A 19,776-nucleotide genomic window follows, 5' to 3' on the forward strand; every position below is an offset into this window, starting at 1 on the left:
GCGTTCGGGTGCGGCGGATGATGCGTGCGTGTGTGCGGGTCGGTGGTCGGGGATGGGGAGGTCAGCGGTCGGCGGGGGTGTCCGTGCCGGTGGCCGGGGTCTGGGGGCCGGGGTTGTCCGGTGTGGTTGTTTCCTTCTGACCGTACGGCGCATCGGTGGGGGTGGAGGGGTGAGGGTGGAGGTTTTCCGGTTCCTGGCCGTCCGACGCCTCGGCGTCCTCGCCGCGTGCGCGGAACGTGCCACGCTGGAAGCCGGCGAGTGAGGAGGCGGCGCGCTCCGCCGTGAACTCCTCCTCGGAGCCGTCCTGTTCGGCGGGCGCGGCGTCCTCGCGGAGCTCGACGGCGAGGCTGGTCTGGGGGACACGGCGGGGGAGCGGGGCCATGCCCGGGCGGCGCCCGGGGTGTGCGCCCTCGCCCGCACCCGCGTCACCAGGGACCCTGGGCCCTCCCGGCCGGTCGGTCTCACCCGCACGGGAGTGCTCCGAGTCGCCCTGTACGCCTCGTCGGCGCGCGGGCAGAGGCGGGACGGAGGCCTCGACGTCCCGCGCCTGCCTCTCGGGTCCCGGGGCCTCCGTACGCCGCTGTCGGACCGGAAGCCGGTCGTCGACGTCCGCCTGTCCAGGAGCCCCTGTGGTCGCACTCCGCTCCACGCCGGGTGTGCCGACGTCCGTGCTGCCGCGCTGGACTGTGCCGGCGTCCGTGCTGCCGTGTCGGACAGCGACTGCTGCGTCGGAGTCGGTCAGTTCAGCCGCCCCTGTGTTCGCACTCTGCTTCACATCGGTTCCGGCGGTGCCCGCGTCGCTGTGTCGGAGGAGCCCCTCGGCGTTGGTGCTTGCCGGTTCGAGGGCTCCCTGCTCCACGCCGGGTGCGTCGGCTGCCGTGATGCCGCGTTGGACGAGGGCTCCGGCGTCGGAGTCGGCCAGTTCGGTCGCCCCCGTGCTCGTACCCCGCCCCGCACCGGACTCGGCGATGTCCGCGGTGCCGCTGAGGACAGCGACTCCCGTGTCGGCGTGGGTCAGTTCAGGGAGGCCCCCCGCCACAGTGGGTTCGTCGGCGTGCCGGACCGGGCCTCCCGTCCCGACGCGGGCCAGGCTCGCGGTCGTACCCCAGGTCGTGCCCGGCCCGGTCGCCTCCCCCGTACCCGGCACATCGGCACCCGCGATGTCCCGGACCACGATGTCCTGCGGCAGCAGCACGATCGCCGTCGTGCCGCCGTACGGCGACGGGCGCAGGGTGACCGCAATGCCGTGGCGGGTGGCGAGGCGGCCGATGACGAACATGCCGAGGCGGAGGTCGTCGGCGAGGGCGACCACGTCGAACTTCGGAGGCACCGCCAACTGGGAGTTGAGGGACGCGTAGTCCTCCTCCGACATGCCGAGGCCACGGTCCTCGACCTCGACGGCCAGGCCCTTGGCGACCGACGAGGCCTGCACCGTGACCGGCGCCGGCGCGGGCGAGTACACGGTCGCGTTGTCGATGAGCTCGGCCAGCAGATGGATCACGTCGGCCACCGCGGGCGGCGCGAGATACACGTCCTCCTCGGTGTGCACCTCCACCCGCCGGTACTCGGCGACCTCGCCCACCGCACTGCGCAGGATGTCGACCAGCGCGACCGGCTCCTGCCAGCTGCGCCCCGGCCGCTCACCGCTGATGACGACGAGATTCTCCTCGTACCGCCGCAACTGACTGGCCGTGGAGTCCAGTTCGTACAGACCCTTGAGGACCTCGGGATCGGTGTGCCGACGCTCCAGCGCGTCGAGCTTGGTGAGCTGGAGGTTGACCAGGTTCTGGCTCTGCCGGGCGATCCCGAGGATCACCTTCTGGAAGCCGCGCCGGGTGTCGGCGAGTTCGATCGCCGTGTGCACCGCCGTACGCTGCGCCTTGTTGAACGCCCGTGCCACCGCGCCGAGTTCGTCACCGCCGTAGTCCAGCGGCGGGGCCGCGAGGTCCGCGTCGACCGTCTCGCCCCGCTCCAGCCGCGACACCACGTCGGGCAGCCGCTCCTCGGCGAGGCTCAGCGTGGCCTCGCGCAGCCCGTTCAGTCGCCGGGACAGGGACCGGGTGATCCGCCAGGACATGCCGATGCACACCAGCAGGCCCAGCAGCCCGCCCGCGCTCAGCGAGGCGGCGGTGAGCAGCAGACTGTGCGCGTTGTCCGCGCTGCGGTCGAGCAGCCCGGACGTCTGGTCCTGGATCAGCCGGGTGTACGCGGCGGCGACCTTGTCCAGCGCGGCCGTCCACTTCTTCTGCGCGTCGGGCAGCGCCACCTCGCCGCCGGCGGCGGAGGCCCGGGCGGCGAGCACCTGGTCCTCGATCTTCGTCAGGCTCTGCCACTCGGAGCTCTGGAGGATCCGCTCGGTCTGTGTCTTCGCGCTGCCGCTCAACTGCGGGACGATCTGGTCCTCGACGAGCCACCGCTGGGCGTCGACCAGCTGCGCGAACCCGATCCACTCCTTCTCGGTGAGGTGTCCGGACGGCCAGGCCAGGGTGAGCTGCGCGTCCTCCTGGGAGACCAGTTCCGCCGCGTGCTCCAGCGCGACCAGTGGGCCGGCCTGCGAGGTGAGGTCGCCGTCGTCGACCTGGGAGAGCTCCTGGAAGGCGTGGATCTGGCCGTCGATGATCGCGCTGTACTGGTCGAGGACCTGGGCGGGGGTGATGTCGGTGGGGTCGTCCACCTGGTCCCGGTAGTACTCCAGGCTGGCCACCGAGCCGAGCACCGAGTACAGCCGGTCCGAGATGCGTGACGGCGCCTTCGCGATCGCGTCGGACCGCCCGACCAGCTTGGCGACCGCCTTGTCCGTCTCCTCGCGCTGCGCGTCCAGCGCGGCCCGGGAGCCGCGCGGCGAGGCCAGCAGGGCCGCCGACAGGCTGCGTTCGCGCTGGAGGGCGAGTGTGGCGTCGGTGCCCATGGCCCCGGTCGACCGGCTCAACTCGGTCTGTCCGCGCAGCCGTAGGCCCTCGGTGAACATCTGCGTCGTCGTCACGCCCCACAGGGCGGTGAGCGTGACGCTGGGCACCAGGGCCAGCAGGATCAGGGAGAGACGTATGGAGCCGAGGCGGCGCCTTGCACCTGTCCGTGGAGACATTCGTCGTCCTAGGCGATGAGCAGGGAAGGGAGGGGGGTGCGGAGAGCGGGGTGGCGGGCTCGGGTCGGGTCCGTCACCGGGTGCCGTTGGCCGCGAACCTGGCCACCGCGTCCACGTTCGCCTTGGTCACGAACGCCGGACCGGTGAGCACGGGCGCCACCCCGCCCCCGCTGACGTTGCCGTTGGTCCGGTACAGCCAGAGCGAGTCGATGGCGAGATACCCCTGGAGATAGGGCTGTTGGTCCACGGCGAACTGCACGGCACCGCTCTTGACCGCCTTCACCAGGTCTTTGTCGATATCGAAGGTGGCGACGCGCGCCTTGCTGCCCGCGTCCTTCACCGACGCGACCGCGGTGAGCGCGAACTGCGCGCCGTTCGTGACGACTTCGTCGACCGTCGGATCTTGCCGCAGCCGGGCCGTGATCACGGCGGTGAGGGCCTTGGTGTCGGTGCCGTCCACATAGAGGTTCTCGGTCTCGCCGTCGAAGGTCTTCTTCACCCCGGCGCAGCGGGCCTCCAGGGCGATGTTGCCGCGCTCCTGGATCACACACAGGGCGTGCCGGGCCTTGAGGCCGTCCAGCTTGTCGCCGACGGCCCGGCCGGCCACGCTCTCGTCCTGGCCGAAGAACTCCAGGAGCCCCGTGGACTGCCAGGAGTCGCTACCGGAGTTGAGGCCGACCACGGGGATGCCGGCCGCCTTTGCGGCGGCGACCGGTGCGCGCATCGCCTGCGGTTTGGCGAGGGTCACCGCGATGCCGTCGACCTTCTCGCGCACCGCGTCCCGCACCAGTTCGGCCTGTCCGGCCGAGTCGGGGTCGCTGCTGTACGTCAGCTCGATGCCGTCCTTGGCGGCCGCCGTCTCGGCACCCTTGCGCACCAGGTCCCAGAAGGTGTCGCCCTCGGGGGCGTGGGTGATCAGAGCGATTTTGAGCCCGGCTCCGTCCGCCTTGCCGACGGTGACGGCGGCGGTGCCGGTGCCGGAGTCCGACGTACCGCCGGAAGCGGAACAGCCGACCACGAGCAGACAGGCGGCGGCGACGGCCAGGACGGCAACACGTCTGTGGGAAGCGGGAGGTGGGGGAGGAGTGATCATGATGGTGCGACACCTCGCTGTGCGGCCGAGCTGGAGGAACGGCGAAAGGGAGCACTCCGGTGAAGTTCGACTCGTCGTACGCCGTCCGGGTGACTCTCGCTGGCCGGAGCCAATCGCGTGCGGCCGTCGATAGTCAAGTGAGCAGCGACTTTCAGTGAGTTCTTGCTGCCGCTTCGTGATGTTCAGGTGCGTACCAGCCGTAAAGCTTCACGGTTTGCGCCCGATCACCCCGTACATCGCGATGTCCTCGTCCCGGATCCCGTCGGTGTCCGTGCCGTCCGGATGCCACTTGTGCACCTGCACGATTCCGGGGGCGACGAGGTCGAGCCCGTCGAAGAACTCGGCGGCCTCGGCGTGGCTGCGCAGCCGCATCGGCATGTCACGGGCCGCGTACTCGCGGGCGACCCGGCCGACCTCCGCCGGGGCGAACTCGGCGGTGCCGATGGACATCGCCAAATGGCTTCCGGAGGGCAGTGGTTCGAGGAGGCGGCGGACGATGCCCACCGCGTCGTGCTCGTCCAGCATGAAGTGGACGATCGCGACGACGGTCAGGGCGACCGGCTCGCCGAGGTCGAGCGTCTCGCGGAACCCGGGGGAGTCGAGAATGCTCGCCGGGTCACGCATGTCCGCCTCGACGTACGCCGTCCTGCCCTCCGGCGTGCTGGTCAGCAGCCCCTCGGAGAGCGCGAGGACCAGCGGGTCGTTGTCGACGTACACCACGCGGGCGTCGGGGGCCGCCGACTGGGCGATCTCATGGATGTTCGGCGAGGTGGGGATGCCGGAGCCGATGTCCAGGAACTGCCGGATCCCCGCCTCCGCGGCGAGCCACCGCACGGCCCGGTTCATCCAGTCGCGGTTGGCCCGCATGTGCACGGGCAGCGCGGGCCACTCGCGGCACATGGCGTCGCCCGCCTCCCGGTCGGCGGGGTAGTGGTCCTTGCCGCCGAGGATGTAGTCGTAGATCCGAGCGGCATGCGCGGTCTCGGTGTCGATGCGGTCGGTGGGCCGTCCGTTGGCGGGCAATGTGCCCCTCCCGTCGCGTGGAATACGAGTTCAAGGTTCAACTTCCCATCAGACGCAGGGTAGTTGTGCGCGCACGTGAGAAATCGCGATCCTCGGTGATCCGCACCAACCACTGGGTACGCCCCGGCGACTTCATCCGTACGTCAGATTCGAGCAGGGATCGTCATCCGCGGACCGCGCGCCGTCCGCGACCTCGGTGGGCAGGGCCGTCGGTGTCGCGGAGGGGGTGGCGGCGTACGACCGGCCGACTACGACGCTGATCCCGGCCCCCGTGACGGACTCCAGCTCGGCACCCGGGAACGCCTCGGCGACGGTACGGGCCCGGGACAGCTCGCCGGGCCCGTACTCGACGGACGTGCCGGTGTGGTCCTGCGTGGCCGCCGTCGACGTACCGGTGACGGTGAAACCGTCCGACGTGAGCGTCGCGGCGGCCCGCGCGGCCAGGCCCGTCACCGTGGTGCCGTTGTAGACGGAGACATCGATCCCGGCCCCGGAGACCGGCGAGGCGGAGACGGGCGAGGCGGAGGCGGCCGGCACCGCCTTCTTCTTCCCACTCGCGTTCTTGCCGTCGATCGTCCGGTCCGCCTTCAGCGTGGCGAACAGCTCGCTCGCGTCCGGCTGCACGATCGCGACGCGTGACCCCTCGTACCGCCAGGGCACGGTCACGAACTTGGTGTCGTGCAGGTCGATGTCCTTCAGTGCCATGGCGAAGGAGATGAGCTTGTCGGCCGTGCCCAGACCCGAGTCGACGGTCAGTGACTTCGTGGCCGCGTCGGCGAGCGGCAGCAGCCTGGTCGGGGTGAGCCCCCTGCTCCTCACCTCCTTGAGCAGGCTGGCCACGAACGCCTGCTGGCGCTTGATACGGCCGATGTCGGAGCCGTCCCCGATGCCGTGCCGGATCCGGACGTAGTCCAGCGCCTTCTGCCCGGAGACGGTCTCCTCGCCCTTCTTGAAGAGCCGCTTGCCCGGGGTCGTGCGGTGGGGGTTGAGGTCGTTCTGATAGACGTCCTGGGGAAGGCACACCTTCACGCCGCCCACCACCTCGGTCAGCCGGGCGAAGCCCTTGAAGTCGACGACGACGGTGTGGTCCACGCGCAGCCCGGTGAGCTGCTCGACGGTGTTCTGGGTGCAGGCCGGGTTGCCCTTGGCGGTGTCGCCGACGGAATAGGCGGCGTTGAACATCGTGTCGGTCTGTGTCTTCGTCCAGCTGCCGTCGGGGAGCTTGCACGGCGGGATGGCCACCAGGGTGTCGCGCGGGATGGAGACCGCGAGGGCGTGCTGATGGTCGGCGTAGATGTGCAGCAGGAACGTGGTGTCGGAGCGCCCGATGTCGTCCTTGTCGCCGCCGCCGAGCTTGTCGTTGCCTCCGGTGCGGGCGTCGGAGCCGATCAGCAGGACGTTCTCGCCCTTCTGGGAGGCCGCGTCGGGGCGGTGGTCGGAGAGGCCGCCCGAGTCGAAGGTGCTGATGTTGCCGTCCAGCTTGAGGTAGAGCCAGCCGGCGCCGGCGGTCGCGAGCACCAGTACGGCGAGGCAGATCAGCAGCGCGAGGCGTATCCGGCGCCCCCGGCGACGTGCGGCCCGGCGGCGGCCGCTCTGCCTGTGCCGCGGGGGCGCGGGCCTTCGCGTGCTGGTGATCGTCATGCGCGCCCTCTTGTGTATTGCGGGGGTTTGTCATGTTCGCCCTGAGTTGTACAGTTGCGCACCACAGCAACCGTCATCCGACGGGCGGCCGGGGCAAGTGTGCTCGACCGACGTAAGAGTGAGTTGAGAAGAACTCCGGAGAAAGAGGTCGCGGCCGTGCTCCGTAACGGACTGGAACCCTGGCACCTGCTGATCGTGGCGATAGTCGTCATCGTGCTGTTCGGCTCGAAGAAGCTGCCCGACACCGCACGAGCGCTCGGCAGGTCCATGCGCATCCTCAAGAGCGAGGCGAAGGCGCTGAAGGACGACGACACCGCGGCCCCGGAGCCACCGGCCACTACCCCGGCGGCGGGCCCCACGACCTGACCCGGGGCGTCCCCGACCGGCCGCCCACCGGCACCGATCCGCACTGCGACGACGGCGCACCGGGCGGGCCGCGGCCTACGGCGACGTACCGGCATCCAGGCTCGCCTCGCCCGTGCGAACCAGCTCACTTTCAGGTCCGTCCGGCAGGCGTACCGGCATCCAGGCTCGCCTCGCCCGTGCGAACCAGCTCACCTTCAGGTCCGTCCGGCAGGCGTTCCGGCTTCCTGGGTCGCCTCGCCCGTGCGAACCAGCCCACCCCCAGGTCCGCCCGGCATGTCCAGCGCCAGGTTCGTCGCGCCTTGGCGCGGGGAGCGGCCGCAACGGCGTGCCGCCTCGGGTCGCGGTCCGCGGTGATGTCCCTGCACGGACCGGCGCAGCCCCTCCGGTCCGTCCCGGAAGTCCAGTGCCAGGCGCGGCATGCCCTTGCCGCGGTGCGTCGGTGAGCGACGCGCGAGGGCGAGCCGCTCCCCGCCGTGGTCGGCGCTGTGCCGCCTGGGTCGGGCCCCGCCTGCGCGGAGCGGATCAGCCCTCGCGGTCCGTACGGCGACGGCCCGGCCTCAGGGTGCCGTAGATGCGCCCCCACCACGGGATGGTCCGCCGACCAGCCCTCCACACGCGAACTCCCCCTGAAACACCGGCTGTTCATCCCGCGCACGTCAGGTGGGTCGGGGTGGGCAGCCGGTGGTTCAGAGGGAGTCGGTGGTGGAGCGGGGTCAGGCGGGCTGCTCTTTGGCGGTGCCCTGTGGCGCCGCCGCCCGCGCTGCCTTGCGTCGCTTGCGACGGCTCACGCGCGGCTCCTGGTCCGGCAGCCAGCCGAAGGTCATGCAGCTGCCGACGACACCGAGCAGGAGCCCGACGAAGAAGCCGCCCAGGTTGGAGGTGAGCCAGGTGCCCAGGGCGAGCAGCACCCCGGTGATCGAGTAGAAGAGGCGCTGGGCGGGGTTGAACAGGATGAGCAGCCCCAGCACCACCATCAACGCCGGCAGCAGGTAGCCGGCCAGTCCCTGCATGCCGATGTGCAGGATGACCTTCAGTGACGCCTTCTCGGTGAGCAGGATCCAGGCCCCGCCCAGGGTGAGCAACAGCCCGCCCGAGAACGGACGGTCGGCCCGCCAGGCGCGGAAGGCCGACCGCACTCCCTGTGGAGACCGGAGTGGAGTGTCCGACATCAGCAACCCGTACCGCTGAAGCTGAGCTTGAGGCCCGGAAGTTTGAACACCGCGGCCGTGGTCGCGTAGTTGGTCTGCCGCAGGTTGCTGATCTGGACAGTGTCGGCCTGCTGGCTGAAGACACCGCTCGGACCCTTGACCCCGGCCTTGGTCAGCGTGCTGGCGTCGTTGCCGATCTCGATGTTGGTGAAGGACGCGTTGCCCGACATCTCCGTGGAGTCGGTGATCAGGTCGGTGGCCGTCACCTTCTCCGAGCCGCTGCCCGCCTTGATGAGCAGGTTGGTGCCGCCCAGGTCGACGCTCTGGCACAGGCTGTCCAGGGTCGCGTGCTTGATCGCGGAGGTCACGACCAGCACCTGCCCGCCGGTGTCGCCCTCGTTGGGGCTGTTCGGCGCCATGTTGTCGAGCCCGCCGAACTGCTCGAACCCGGTGCCGGTCATCTCCTTGGCGGTGACCGTGAACGCCATCCCGGAGATCGCGAACTGCACGCCCAGCGCGCCCTCCGCGGTGAGAACCGCGAGCGTCGCGGCGATCAGAGTGGCCGGCACCGCCATCACGGCGGCCCGGCGGGCCCGGACCCGTCCGCGTCTGACGGGGTCGGGCGAGGAACCGCTTTCCGGGTTCTCGGGGGTGTTGTCGGCGGACGACGAGACGTCCGAGGACGAGGCCATGTCTGCTCCCAGGTGCATTAGAAAGTGCGGTCCGGCATCTCACTGGCACGTTGTCCTGGCGCGGACAGCGCATGCGGCGCGCGACCCTCACAACTCCCGGCGGGCGCAAGGGCTTTCTCGCTACTCCGCAGTAGCCGCTGAGGAAGTTACCCGGGGTTACATTCGAGGGTCAAGGGAGTTGTGAAAAAAGGGTGCTGGTTGTGCCCCACCTGTGCGTCAAGGAATTCCAGCGTCTCGGCAAAACTATTGAACGATCGTCAACTACCCTGTTTCTTCTTGACGTTGACTGACCATCAGGTCTACAACTCTCACTGGTTCACCCCGGATCCGTGGCGCCGGATCCGTCACGCGGCACTGCCCGCGTCTCCCGGACGTCCTGTCCGTACCGGGCACCTCCCGTGCCCGCCTCCTCCCAGGCACCCACACGGTCGCTTCCCCCCTCGGTCCGTGCCGAGTGCCTTTCCGCCCGGCCCGGCCGGAGGCCACCCCACGGTTCTCCGGCCGGTCACCGGCCGGCTGCCGTTGCCGGTCCGTCACGTACGGAGAAGGCGTGACGGGCCGGTGACGGCGGACGCCGCGTCGCGTCCTCGCACCCCTTTCAGACCCCCCACCTCGGAAAAGAGGCACCCCCGCATGCGTACGCGAACCCTGCTCACCCTCACCGCCGCCCTCGCCGCCTTCACCCTCCCGGCGATCTCCCCGGCCTCTGCCGCCGACAACGTCCTCACCACCGGATCCGCGGGCGGCGACGCCGTCGCCGAAACCACCACGCTCACCGCACCCCTGGCGAGCGGCACCACGGCCACGCTCTACTCCAGCGCGACCGGCACCACGGGCATCACCTGCACCACCTCGCAGTTCACCGCGACGGTCGACAGCAACCCGGCCGCTCCCGGCACGGCCTCCGAGTCGCTCACCGCGCACACCTTCAGCAACTGCACCTCGAACAACGTGGGTGTGCTCGGCGTCACCAGCGTCACGGTCAACAACCTGGCGTACACCACCACCGTGGCCTCCGACGGCACCGTCACCGTGGCCCCCGGGAGCGCCGGCGCCATTCAGACCACCGTCGTGCTCAGGACCCTGCTGGGCAGCGTCACCTGTGTCTACCAGGCGACGAACGGCGACCTCACCGGCGCGGCCTCCAACACCGACAACAGCATCCAGTTCGCCAACCAGCAGTTCACCAGGACCTCCGGCTCCTCGCTCTGCCCGGCCAGCGGCTTCTGGACCGCGAAGTACGCCCCGGTCGCCACCTCCGACGGCGCGGCGGTCTTCGTCAACTGACCCTCACGCGCACGGCGTTCAGCGTCGACGCAGACGCAGCGCCAGGGCGGCGCCCCCGGTGATCACCAGCACCGCGGCGGCGCCGCCCGCCACGAGCGGGGCCGAAGGGCCGGAGTCCGCGGTGGGGGTGGAGGCCACGGGAGTGGTGTCGGGGCTCGCCTTCGACGGCGTCGGTGAAGGTGTCGCCGTCCGGGGCTCGGCGCTCGGCGAGGCGCTCGCGGAGGTCTTCGCGCCCGCGGCCACGGACGGCGAGGGCGAAGGCGTGCCCGGCTCCTTCGTCTTGTCTTTCGCGTTCTCTTTCGCGGCCGTCGGGAACACCACGTCGGAACACGAGTAGTAGGTGTCCGGCGTACTGCTGTTCTGCCAGATCGTGTACAGCACATGGCGACCGGTCCGGTCGGAGGGCAGCTTCGCCGGCAGGCGGTACGCGCCGCCCGTCAACGCCGGGTCCTTGACCTCGGCGAAGGGCTGCGACGGCAGGTCGGACCAGGTGAGCGGCTTCGACGGGTCGTAGCCGGGCTTGGTCAGGAACATCTTGAACGTGCCAGTGTGCGGGATCGTCGAGGCGTACGTCATCGTCATCGACGCGCCTGGAGTGAGGCGCGTCGACGGCCAGTCGGTGCGGGTCAGGTCGAGACCCTTGTAGGCTGGCAGGCCGCCGCTGCAGAGCTCGCCGTCGGGAACGGTCTGCCGGTCGCGGCCGTTCACGTTCGCGATCCGCAGGTTGTCCCAGGCGGCGAAGGAACTGCCGTTCGCGGCGACGGCGGCGCGGCAGGCCGCCGTACCCGCCCGCTCGCCGCCCTCGGGGGAGCAGGCGTAGGCGCGGCTCACCGGATCGGTCGGCGCTCCGTGCGCCTGCGCCGGACCCGCCGCCCAGACGGTGAGCAGCAGCGGGGCGGCGGCGGTGGCCGCCAGAACGGTGCGGTATGCGGTCATCCGGGGCATGCGGGACGTCTCCTCGGCCGACGCGGGAACGGTTTGCTCCCGTGCAGTACGGAAAACGGGCCCGGCGCGTTCAGTGCGGGACAGCAGCGGGCGAAAGGGGTCATTCCCTCTCAACTCCTCGGCGGCGAGGGTGGGTTTCCCGCCGGATCGAGGGTTTCCCCTGTATTCACATGACCTTCCCTTTGCCTATCGTTCGACCACAGCCGACCCACAGGTAACCCCTTCAACAATCGGCTCACGCGCCCAGGGGGTGTCTGCCGGCCCCCTGCGGCGTCGCGACGTCTGGCACGCACGCTCGCCGCGTTGCCGAACCGCCCACGTGGCTCCGTCACGAGGGCGCTCCGGCGCCTTGGCTCGCACGCGCCCCCACTCTCGACTTCGCTCGAGCGGGGGGACCCCCGGACGCCGCTTCTTCCTCCGCGGTGGACCGGCAGACACCCCCTGCCCGGCCACCGCGCCGCTTTTCGATCTACCCCCCGCCGCTTCACCGACGAAGCGATCAGACCGCCGCTCCGCGCTGCCCGGAGACGGCTACGAAAGGCAAGCCCTTGCGTACCTCCCCCTCCCTGCGACGGAAGCTGGTCTCCGTCGCCGCGGTCTCCGCCGCGCTGTTCTCGGCGGCCGGCACCACCGTCGCCGTGGCCCAGGAGTCCGCCGCCCCGCGGGCCGCCGCGGTCCCCACCGCGCAGACCGAGGCCGCCCCCGGCGTCGCGGCCGAGCGCCTCATCGTCGGCTACAAGTCCGGTGCCACCGAGGCCAAGTCGAACAAGGCCGCCGAGGCCGACGCCGTCGCCAAGGGCAAGGAGGCCGGCGAGGACGTCGACTTCCAGCGCCGCCTCGGCACCGGTGCCGCCCTCGTCGACCTGGGCGCGGACCTGACCCGCACCGATGTCGCCGACGTGGTCGCCGAGTACAAGGCCGACCCGCAGGTCGCCTACGTCGTACCGGACCGCCTGAACACGCCGCAGGCCGACCCGAACGACACCGAGTACGCCAAGCAGTGGGACCTGTTCGAGGCCACGGCCGGCATGAACGTCCCCGGCGCCTGGAACACCACCACCGGTTCCGGCGTCACTGTCGCCGTCATCGACACCGGCTACGTCGCCCACACCGACCTCGCCGCGAACATCGTCGCCGGTTACGACTTCATCGCCGACACCGCGGTCTCCGTCGACGGCGACGGCCGCGACAGCAACCCGGCCGACCCGGGCGACCACTACGCGGCCAACGAGTGCGGCTCCGGCATCCCGGTGTCCAACTCCTCCTGGCACGGCACGCACGTGGCCGGCACCATCGCCGCGGTCACCAACAACAGCAAGGGCATCGCGGGCATCGCCTACGGCGCGAAGATCTCCCCGGTCCGCGTCCTCGGCAAGTGCGGCGGCTACGACTCCGACATCATCGACGCCATCACCTGGGCGTCCGGCGGCACCGTCTCCGGCGTGCCCGCCAACACCAATGTCGCCAAGGTCATCAACATGAGCCTGGGCGGTGACGGTGCCTGCACCACCGCGACCCAGAGCGCCATCACCGCCGCCGTGAACCGCGGCACCGTCGTCGCCGTCGCCGCGGGCAACGACAACGAGAACGTCTCGGGCCACTCGCCGGGCAACTGCAACAACGTCATATCCGTCGCCGCGACCAGCCGCACCGGCGCCAAGGCGTCGTACTCCAACTACGGTTCCCTGGTCGACATCTCGGCGCCCGGCGGCCAGACCAGCACCGGCACCGCCAACGGCATCCTGTCGACGCTGAACTCCGGTGCCACGACGGCGTCCACCGAGAGCTACGCCTACTACCAGGGCACCAGCATGGCCACCCCGCACATCGCGGGCCTCGCCGCGCTGCTGAAGTCGGCCAACTCCTCGCTGACCCCGGCCCAGATCGAGACCGCCATCAAGAACAACGCCCGTGCCCTGCCGGGTGCTTGCTCGGGCGGCTGCGGCGCGGGTCTCGCGGACGCGGCGAAGACGGTCGCGGCCGTGAGTGGTGGTACGAGCACGGGGACGACGTTCTCCAACACCACCGCCGCGTCCATCCCGGACAACGGCTCGGCGATCGAGTCCTCCATCGCGGTCACCGGCCGCACCGGCAACGCCCCCTCGGCCCTCCAGGTCGCGGTGGACATCACCCACACCTACCGCGGTGACCTGGTGGTCAGCCTCGTCGCCCCGGACGGCACGGTGTACACCCTGAAGTCCGCCAGCTCCTCGGACTCCGCGGACAACGTCAACACCACCTACACCGTGAACGCTTCGAGCGAGACGGCCAACGGCACCTGGAAGCTGCGCGTCCAGGACACGGCCGCGCAGGACACGGGCACGCTCAACAGCTGGAAGCTGACCTTCTGAGCTGCTGAGTCTCGAACTCTCTGAGCGCGCCCTGAACAGGCGGGCCGGCCGGTGCGGATGGGGCACCGGGCCGGCCCGCCTTTTTGTGCCGCCCGCCCGGTTTCTCCCGCCGATGCCTGCGGTACGCGCACAAGTGATCTACAAGTTGTGGGAGGCCTGGAAACTGGACGGAGTTCGGGTGTCCCGTGATGGCCGTCGGACCGTGAGATATCGTGTACAGGGAGTAAGAAACAAACGGCATGGCCTGTTCTTTTCAGGGCATGCTCTCTCGCCCCCAGGAGAGACTCGCCTATGGCCAGGCAATTACGAGCCGAACAGACTCGCGCGGCGATCATCGCCGCCGCCGCGGAGCTGTTCGACCGGCGCGGATACGAGTCGACGAGTCTCAGCGACATCGTCGATCATGCCCAAGTCACGAAGGGCGCACTCTATTTCCACTTCGCGGCGAAGCAGGATCTCGCTCACGCCATCATGGAGATCCAGTACAGAAACCTGAACCGGCTCTCGGAGGAGATGGACAGCCGCGGCTGCACCGCGCTCGAGGCCCTGATCCGCTCCACGTTCGGCATGGCGCGGCTGTCCCTGGAGGGGCCGTTGCCGAGCGCAGGTCTCCGGCTCGCCACCGGCGGCCTGGAACTGCCGCCCGAACTCCCGCACCCCTTCACCCAGTGCCTGGGCCTCGCCACCCGCAGACTCCACGACGCGGTCAAGGAGTCCGACCTCCACGCCGACATCGATGTCGACGCCGCCGCGCACTCCCTCGTCGCGTCCCTGGTCGGCACCCGGGTGGTGGGCCACTCCCTCGAACCCGTCACCCGTCACCCCCGCCGGCTGGCCGGGCTGTGGCACATCCTCATCCGCGGCATGGTGCCGGTGCCCCGCCGCGCCCGCTATCTGAGCCTCGTCACCCACCTGGAGCGGGAGCTCAGAGCCGCGTGATCCGCGCGGTACCGTGGCGCCCATGCCCGATATCCCGCCCGTGATCCTCGCCGCCGAACCCGGCTCGTTCCCGCACAGCGTGCTCGCCGAGCGGCATCCCGCGATCATCCGGCAGGTGCGGGATGCCTTCCCCTACGGCCCCGAGCAGCACCGCGCCCTCGACGCGCTGCTGGAGAGCTGCACCAAGGGCGTCATCGAACCGCTTCCCGCCACCGCGCCGGACCGTGCCGCATGGGCGGCCTGGGGGGCGGACGAGTACCTGGGCCGCTCCTGGTTCGATGTGCCGTGGCTCTGGTCGGAGAGCTGGTTCTATCGCCAACTCCTCGAAGCCGTGGGCTACTTCGGCTCCGGGCCCTGGCAGGGCATCGACCCCTTCCGTCCCTTCAAGCTCGCCGAGCTCGACGCCCCGGAGACCGACGAGGAACTGGCCGCGCTCGACGCCCTCGGCGGCCGGCCCGCCGACGAACAAGGCGCGGCCCTGCTGCACGGCTCCCTGTGGGGCAACCGCGCGGACCTCGGCTTCCGCCTGTCCGACGCCGAGGGCCGGGACGCCGTCCCGGGGCTGGTCGCCGACGACAGCGCCGCCCTCTGGTCGCTTCTCGACGGCGCGGACACCCTCTGTCTCGTCGCCGACAACGCGGGCCGCGAACTTGTCCCGGACCTCCTCCTGATCGCCCACCTCCTCGCCCAGGGGCGCGTCCGTCGGGCGATCCTGCACGTCAAGTCGTATCCGTACTACGTCTCCGACGCCACGACCGCCGATGTGGTCGACGCCGTGCGCCGGCTGACCCGGGCGCCGGGCGCGGCGGCCGACCACGGGCGCGATCTGTGGTCGGCGATGGCCGACGGCAGCCTCACCGTGCGCGCCCACCCCTTCTCCTGTGCCCCGCTGCCGTACGAGGCGATGCCGGACGATCTGCGTGCCGAGTTCGCCGAAGCCGCGCTGACCGTCGTCAAGGGCGACCTCAACTACCGTCGCCTGGTGGGGGATCGGATGTGGCCGCCCACGACCCCCTTCGCCGACGTCACGGCCCACTTCCCGGGCCCGGTGGCCGCTCTGCGCACCCTGAAGTCCGACGTGATCACCGGCCTCGCCCCCGCGACGGAGGCCGCGCTGGTGGCGGCGCAGGGGCAGCGATGGCGGACCGGCGGCACGCACGCCCTGATCCAGGTACGCCCCTGAGCGGGTCGGGTGAAGTCCTCCACGGTTCGGCAGCGCCCTGAAGGGGCGCGGGGCCGTATCCATATGCGGCTCCTCCGCGGGGCGTGACCAGCCACGACGGCGCCGCGGACGGGTGACAGCACATCGCGGCACTTCCCGCGGAGCGCTTAGCGCTCAACCGGCCTGTATCGGCAGCGATGTGAGTCCGTTGACGAAGTCGGACACCAGCCGCCCGGGCGGTCCCGCCGCGCGGATTCGGAGCGCAGTCGTTCATGCGACTCCGGGTGCTCGGCCAGAGTCAGCAGTCCGCAGGGCGGCGTACGGGCGCATGGCCGCGGCGGCGGATTGTTGGCTTGCTTGTGTGTAGTGATCATGCCAAGCGGAGCGTCATCATGCGCGGATGGCGTCACGTCCATCGTGTTCGGGAAGAGGAAAGGCGGCGGCCGCCGCGATCGCCCTCGCGCTCGCGCTCACGGCCTGCGGCGACGACAACGACTCCGCGTCCTCGGACGGCGACCGGCGGACGGTCACCGTGGCCGCGCTGCCCCTGGTCGACTGCGCCATGCTCTACATCGCGCAGGACCGGGGCCTGTTCGAGAAGGAGGGCCTGGACGTCCGAGTCCAGCAGATCCAGCAGAGCCTCCAGGCGCTGCCGGCCCTGTCCAAGGGGCAGATCGACATGGTCGCGAGCGCGAACTACGTCACCTACTTCCAGGCCCACGAGAAGGGCACCCTCGACATCCGTATCGTCGCCGAGTCGATCAGGGCCGCGCCGAAAATGATGGACGTGCTGGTGCCGAAGGACTCCGACATCAAGTCCGTCGCCGACCTCACCGGCCGCAAGCTCGCCGTCAACGTCCTCAACAACGTCCAGTCACTGACCTTCAACGAGATCCTCGCGGAACAGGGCGCCCCCGGTAAGCCCGTCTACCGGCAGATCCCCTTCCCGCAGATGGGCGCCGCCCTGGACAAGGGGCAGGTCGACGCCGTGCACGTCGTCGAGCCCTACGACAGCGCCATCCAGGACGAGTGGGGAGCGCGAGTCCTCGTGGACGGGGCGTCCGCGCCCGTCGAGTCCATCCCGCTCAGCGGATACCTCACCACCCAGAAGTACGCCTCCAGGAACGCCGATTCGCTGGCCGCGTTCCAGCGAGCCCTCAAGGCGGCCGTGAAGATCGCCGAGGCGGACCCCGAGGCCGTGCGCAAGGTGCTGCCGACCTACACCAAGGTGACCGAGAAACAGGCGGAGTCGATCGACCTGCCGGTCTTCCCGGCGGCCATGGACGCGGCGCAGATCGGCCGGCTCACCGAACTCATGAAGAAACAGGGGATGTTGAGCAAGCCGATCGATCCGGCGACGTTGCTGGTGCGGTGAAGCGGACGGGGCGGCTGCGGGAGTGGTGGCTGGGCGCCCTCGGCGTACTGCTCGCCCTCGGCGTGTGCGAGGCGGTGAGCCGGGCCGGGATCGTCCGCCGCAGCTACCTCCCGCCCGCCTCCGAAGTCCTCGCCCGGGCCGTGGAGTTGGCGGGTGACAGCGTGTTCCTGGACGGGGTCGGCGCCACCCTGCGCGCCTGGGCGCTCGGCCTCGGACTGGCCTGTGCCATCGCCGTCCCGCTCGGCCTTCTCTTCGGCAGCGTGCCGGTCGTCGACGCCGCCGTACGCGCGATCGTGGAGTTCCTGCGGCCGCTGCCGTCCGTGGCACTGATCCCGCTGGTCTCCCTGCTGCTCGGCTCGGGCACCGAGACCAAGGTCGCGCTCGTCACCTACGCCTCCGTGTGGCCGATCCTCTTCAACACCGTCTACGGCCTCGGCGAGACCGACCCCCTCGCCAGGGACACCCTGCGGGCCTTCGGCTTCGGCCGGCTGTCGGTACTCCTGCGCGTCGAACTCCCCGGCACGGCCCCCTTCATCGCCGCCGGCATCCGAATCTCGGCCGCCGTCGCCCTCATCCTCGCCGTCGCCACGGAGATCATCGCCGGGTTCGGCGAGGGCCTTGGCATCTACATCGCCCAGGCAGGCCTCGCCACGGACGGCACCCGCGACGTGCTCGCGGGCGTGGTCTGGGCCGGGACACTCGGGCTCGTCATCAACGGGGTGCTGGTGTGGGGGGAGCGAAAGCTGTTCCCGTGGACACCGGCGCACCGGGGGACGGGGGTGACGTCATGAGACGGCGGGGGACTGGGACCGGGGTGGCGTCATGAAGCGGCGGCGCGCCGGGGCCGAGGTGACGCGATGAGCAGTGGCCGGGGGCCGGGCGACGGTCAGGAGAGCGCGGGGGAGAGCGTACGTGCCGCGGACGGGGCCGGGCTCGGTCTCCCGCGCGCCGCGTCCTCGGACCCGAGCGGGGGCGGGCAGGCCGGGTCGGCACGGCCGGCGCCAGGCTCCCCCCGCCGGAGCCGGCGGCACGGGACGGCCGACCTCCGGTCCTCGAAGGGGGCGCAGCGCGGGCGCCCGTCGACCGGTCTTCGTCACGCCCTCCTGCGCTGGCTCGTCCTCGCCGTCGCCGTGGCCCTCTGGGAGGTGGCCGCCCGGGCGCACGGCAGCGTCTACTTCCCGCCCCCCGGCCGCATCGCACGCCACGCCCACGCGCTGTGGTTCTCCGGCCCCGTCCGCCATGTGTTCCTCTCCGAGGCCGCAGTCGCCGACATCCTGCCCAGCCTCGGCCGGATGGGCGCCGGGTTCGGGCTCGCCGCCGTCGCCGGGATCGCCCTCGGCGTCGCGGTCGGCCGCTCACGGCGCGCATACGCCCTGTGCAACCCCGTCCTGCAGTTCGCACGCGCCGTCCCACCACCCGCGCTGGTCCCGGTCTTCGTCGTGGTCCTCGACTTCGGTACGCCGATGCAGATCGCGTCGATCGCCTTCAGCGCCGTCTGGCCTGTCCTCATCAACACCGCCGAAGGCGCCCGCAACACCGACCCACTGCGCCTCGACGTCGCCGCCGTGCTCCGACTGAACCCCGTCGAACGGCTCTGTTTCCTCATCCTCCCCTCCGCGCTGCCCCGCATCTTCGCGGGCCTGAGACTGAGCCTTTCGCTCTCCCTCATCCTCATGGTCTTCTCGGAGCTGCTCCCGGGCACCGCCAACGGCATCGGCTTCGCCCTCACCGACGCCCAGACCCGCTCCGACCTGCTCACCGTATGGGCGGCCCTGGTCCTGCTCGGCGCCCTCGGCTACCTCCTCAACACCGGCCTGCTGGCGGTCGAGAAACGCCTCGTCGGCAGCGGGAGGACCACCGCATGACCCGTACCGAGCCACCCCACGACCCCCGGGCCAGGTGACACACGCACATGCTCCGCCTCGACGCGGTCGGCCAGTACTACGGCGACCACCCGGTCCTCACCGACCTCACCCTCACCGTCCCCGACGGCCAACTCCTGTGCGTGGTCGGCCCCTCCGGCTGCGGCAAGTCCACCCTCCTGCGCACCGTCGCCGGACTGCTGCCCGCCCGCGAGGGCGAGATCACCGTCGACGGCACCCCCGTCACCGGCGTGCCCGACCGGCTCGCGGTCGTCTTCCAGGACTACGGCCGCTCCCTCTATCCCTGGCTCACCGTCCGCGACAACGTCGCCCTCCCCCTGCGCCGCCGCGGCCTCGGCCGGGCCGAGCGACGGGCCGAGGCCGAGCGCATCCTGGAACGCGTCGGCCTCGACGGCGCCGCCGGACGCCATCCCTGGCAGCTCTCCGGCGGCATGCAGCAGCGTGTCGCCATCGCCCGCGCCCTGGTGTGCCGCCCCTCCCTGCTGCTCATGGACGAACCCTTCGGCTCCCTGGACGCCCAGACCCGCGAGGACCTGGAGGACCTCCTCCTGGAGGTGCACCGCACCGACGGCACGACCATCGTGTTCGTCACCCACGACATCGACGAGAGCGTCTACGTCGGCGACCGCGTCGTCGTCCTGTCCCCGGGCCCCGGCTCCCACATCGTCCTCGACCTGCCCGTCGAACTGCCGGGCAAGCGGGAGCAGATCGGGACCCGGGGACTCCCGGAGTTCGTGGCGCTCAGAGCGCAGGTGGGGCGGGCGGTACGGGGCACCTAGCCTCAGG

General features: G+C 70.9%; 15 protein-coding genes and 1 pseudogene. 9 read left to right on the top strand and 7 right to left on the bottom strand.

The features are described from left to right. Positions 1 to 1,158: 1,158 nt before the first annotated feature. From TN53_RS49605 to TN53_RS24230, 4 genes and pseudogenes are all read right to left on the bottom strand, one after another. Positions 1,159 to 3,085, bottom strand: a pseudogene (locus TN53_RS49605) (nitrate- and nitrite sensing domain-containing protein); the annotation flags it as partial. A 73-nt stretch (positions 3,086 to 3,158) separates the two neighbouring features. After that, positions 3,159 to 4,178 carry a substrate-binding domain-containing protein gene (locus TN53_RS24220; RefSeq protein ID WP_046260729.1) on the bottom strand — a complete coding sequence of 340 codons (1,020 nt, stop codon included), beginning with the start codon at positions 4,176 to 4,178 and terminating at the stop codon, positions 3,159 to 3,161. 207 nt (positions 4,179 to 4,385) lie between these two features. Next, positions 4,386 to 5,201 (bottom strand): SAM-dependent methyltransferase, encoded by an 816-nt coding sequence (locus tag TN53_RS24225; RefSeq protein ID WP_046260730.1) that lies wholly within the window; start codon positions 5,199 to 5,201, stop codon positions 4,386 to 4,388. A gap of 132 nt (positions 5,202 to 5,333) precedes the next feature. Continuing rightward, the gene (locus TN53_RS24230) at positions 5,334 to 6,842 is read right to left on the bottom strand and encodes an LCP family protein (RefSeq protein ID WP_046260731.1); all 1,509 of its coding nucleotides are present in this window, start codon (positions 6,840 to 6,842) and stop codon (positions 5,334 to 5,336) included. Positions 6,843 to 6,998: 156 nt separating this feature from the next. On the opposite strand from TN53_RS24230, the gene tatA reads away from it, so the two are divergent. Beyond that, positions 6,999 to 7,208, top strand: a complete 210-nt coding sequence (tatA, locus tag TN53_RS24235) for a Sec-independent protein translocase subunit TatA (protein WP_046260732.1) — start codon at positions 6,999 to 7,001, stop codon at positions 7,206 to 7,208. Between the two features lie 713 nt (positions 7,209 to 7,921). Here tatA and TN53_RS24240 read toward each other — a convergent pair. Both TN53_RS24240 and TN53_RS24245 read right to left on the bottom strand, forming a co-directional pair. Further along, positions 7,922 to 8,377, bottom strand: a complete 456-nt coding sequence (locus TN53_RS24240; RefSeq protein ID WP_046260733.1) for a DUF6114 domain-containing protein — start codon at positions 8,375 to 8,377, stop codon at positions 7,922 to 7,924. After that, positions 8,377 to 9,048, bottom strand: coding sequence for a DUF6230 family protein (locus tag TN53_RS24245; protein WP_046260734.1), 672 nt, complete (start codon positions 9,046 to 9,048; stop codon positions 8,377 to 8,379). The genes TN53_RS24240 and TN53_RS24245 overlap by 1 nt, the downstream gene beginning before the upstream one ends. A 633-nt stretch (positions 9,049 to 9,681) precedes the next feature. Here TN53_RS24245 and TN53_RS24250 point away from each other — a divergent pair. Beyond that, positions 9,682 to 10,335 carry a hypothetical protein gene (locus tag TN53_RS24250; protein WP_046260735.1) on the top strand — a complete coding sequence of 218 codons (654 nt, stop codon included), beginning with the start codon at positions 9,682 to 9,684 and terminating at the stop codon, positions 10,333 to 10,335. 18 nt (positions 10,336 to 10,353) lie between these two features. On the opposite strand, the gene TN53_RS24255 is transcribed toward TN53_RS24250, so the two are convergent. Beyond that, entirely contained in the window at positions 10,354 to 11,280 is a 927-nt protein-coding gene (locus tag TN53_RS24255; RefSeq protein WP_046260736.1) for a lytic polysaccharide monooxygenase auxiliary activity family 9 protein, read from the bottom strand. 548 nt (positions 11,281 to 11,828) lie between these two features. On the opposite strand from TN53_RS24255, the gene TN53_RS24260 reads away from it, so the two are divergent. The 7 genes from TN53_RS24260 to TN53_RS24290 all read left to right on the top strand — a co-directional run bounded on the left by TN53_RS24260 (position 11,829) and on the right by TN53_RS24290 (position 19,769). After that, on the top strand, positions 11,829 to 13,631 hold the full coding sequence (locus TN53_RS24260; RefSeq protein WP_046260737.1) for a S8 family peptidase: 1,803 nt from the start codon (positions 11,829 to 11,831) through the stop codon (positions 13,629 to 13,631). Between the two features lie 291 nt (positions 13,632 to 13,922). Next, a complete protein-coding gene (locus tag TN53_RS24265; RefSeq protein ID WP_046260738.1) occupies positions 13,923 to 14,570 on the top strand; it encodes a ScbR family autoregulator-binding transcription factor in 648 nt (215 codons plus the stop codon). Between the two features lie 22 nt (positions 14,571 to 14,592). Further along, a complete protein-coding gene (locus tag TN53_RS24270; protein WP_046260739.1) occupies positions 14,593 to 15,753 on the top strand; it encodes a damage-control phosphatase ARMT1 family protein in 1,161 nt (386 codons plus the stop codon). A gap of 379 nt (positions 15,754 to 16,132) precedes the next feature. Then, positions 16,133 to 17,107, top strand: a complete 975-nt coding sequence (locus TN53_RS24275; RefSeq protein ID WP_046260740.1) for an ABC transporter substrate-binding protein — start codon at positions 16,133 to 16,135, stop codon at positions 17,105 to 17,107. After that, entirely contained in the window at positions 17,104 to 17,898 is a 795-nt protein-coding gene (locus tag TN53_RS24280) for an ABC transporter permease (protein WP_046260741.1), read from the top strand. The genes TN53_RS24275 and TN53_RS24280 overlap by 4 nt, the downstream gene beginning before the upstream one ends. A gap of 66 nt (positions 17,899 to 17,964) precedes the next feature. Then, positions 17,965 to 18,972, top strand: coding sequence for an ABC transporter permease (locus tag TN53_RS24285; protein ID WP_324609625.1), 1,008 nt, complete (start codon positions 17,965 to 17,967; stop codon positions 18,970 to 18,972). Between the two features lie 47 nt (positions 18,973 to 19,019). After that, positions 19,020 to 19,769, top strand: coding sequence for an ABC transporter ATP-binding protein (locus TN53_RS24290; RefSeq protein ID WP_046260742.1), 750 nt, complete (start codon positions 19,020 to 19,022; stop codon positions 19,767 to 19,769). The last annotated feature ends 7 nt before the right edge of the window (positions 19,770 to 19,776 follow it).

Origin of the sequence: Streptomyces sp. WM6386, from assembly GCF_000972385.1 — a bacterium.
Classification (GTDB): domain Bacteria; phylum Actinomycetota; class Actinomycetes; order Streptomycetales; family Streptomycetaceae; genus Streptomyces.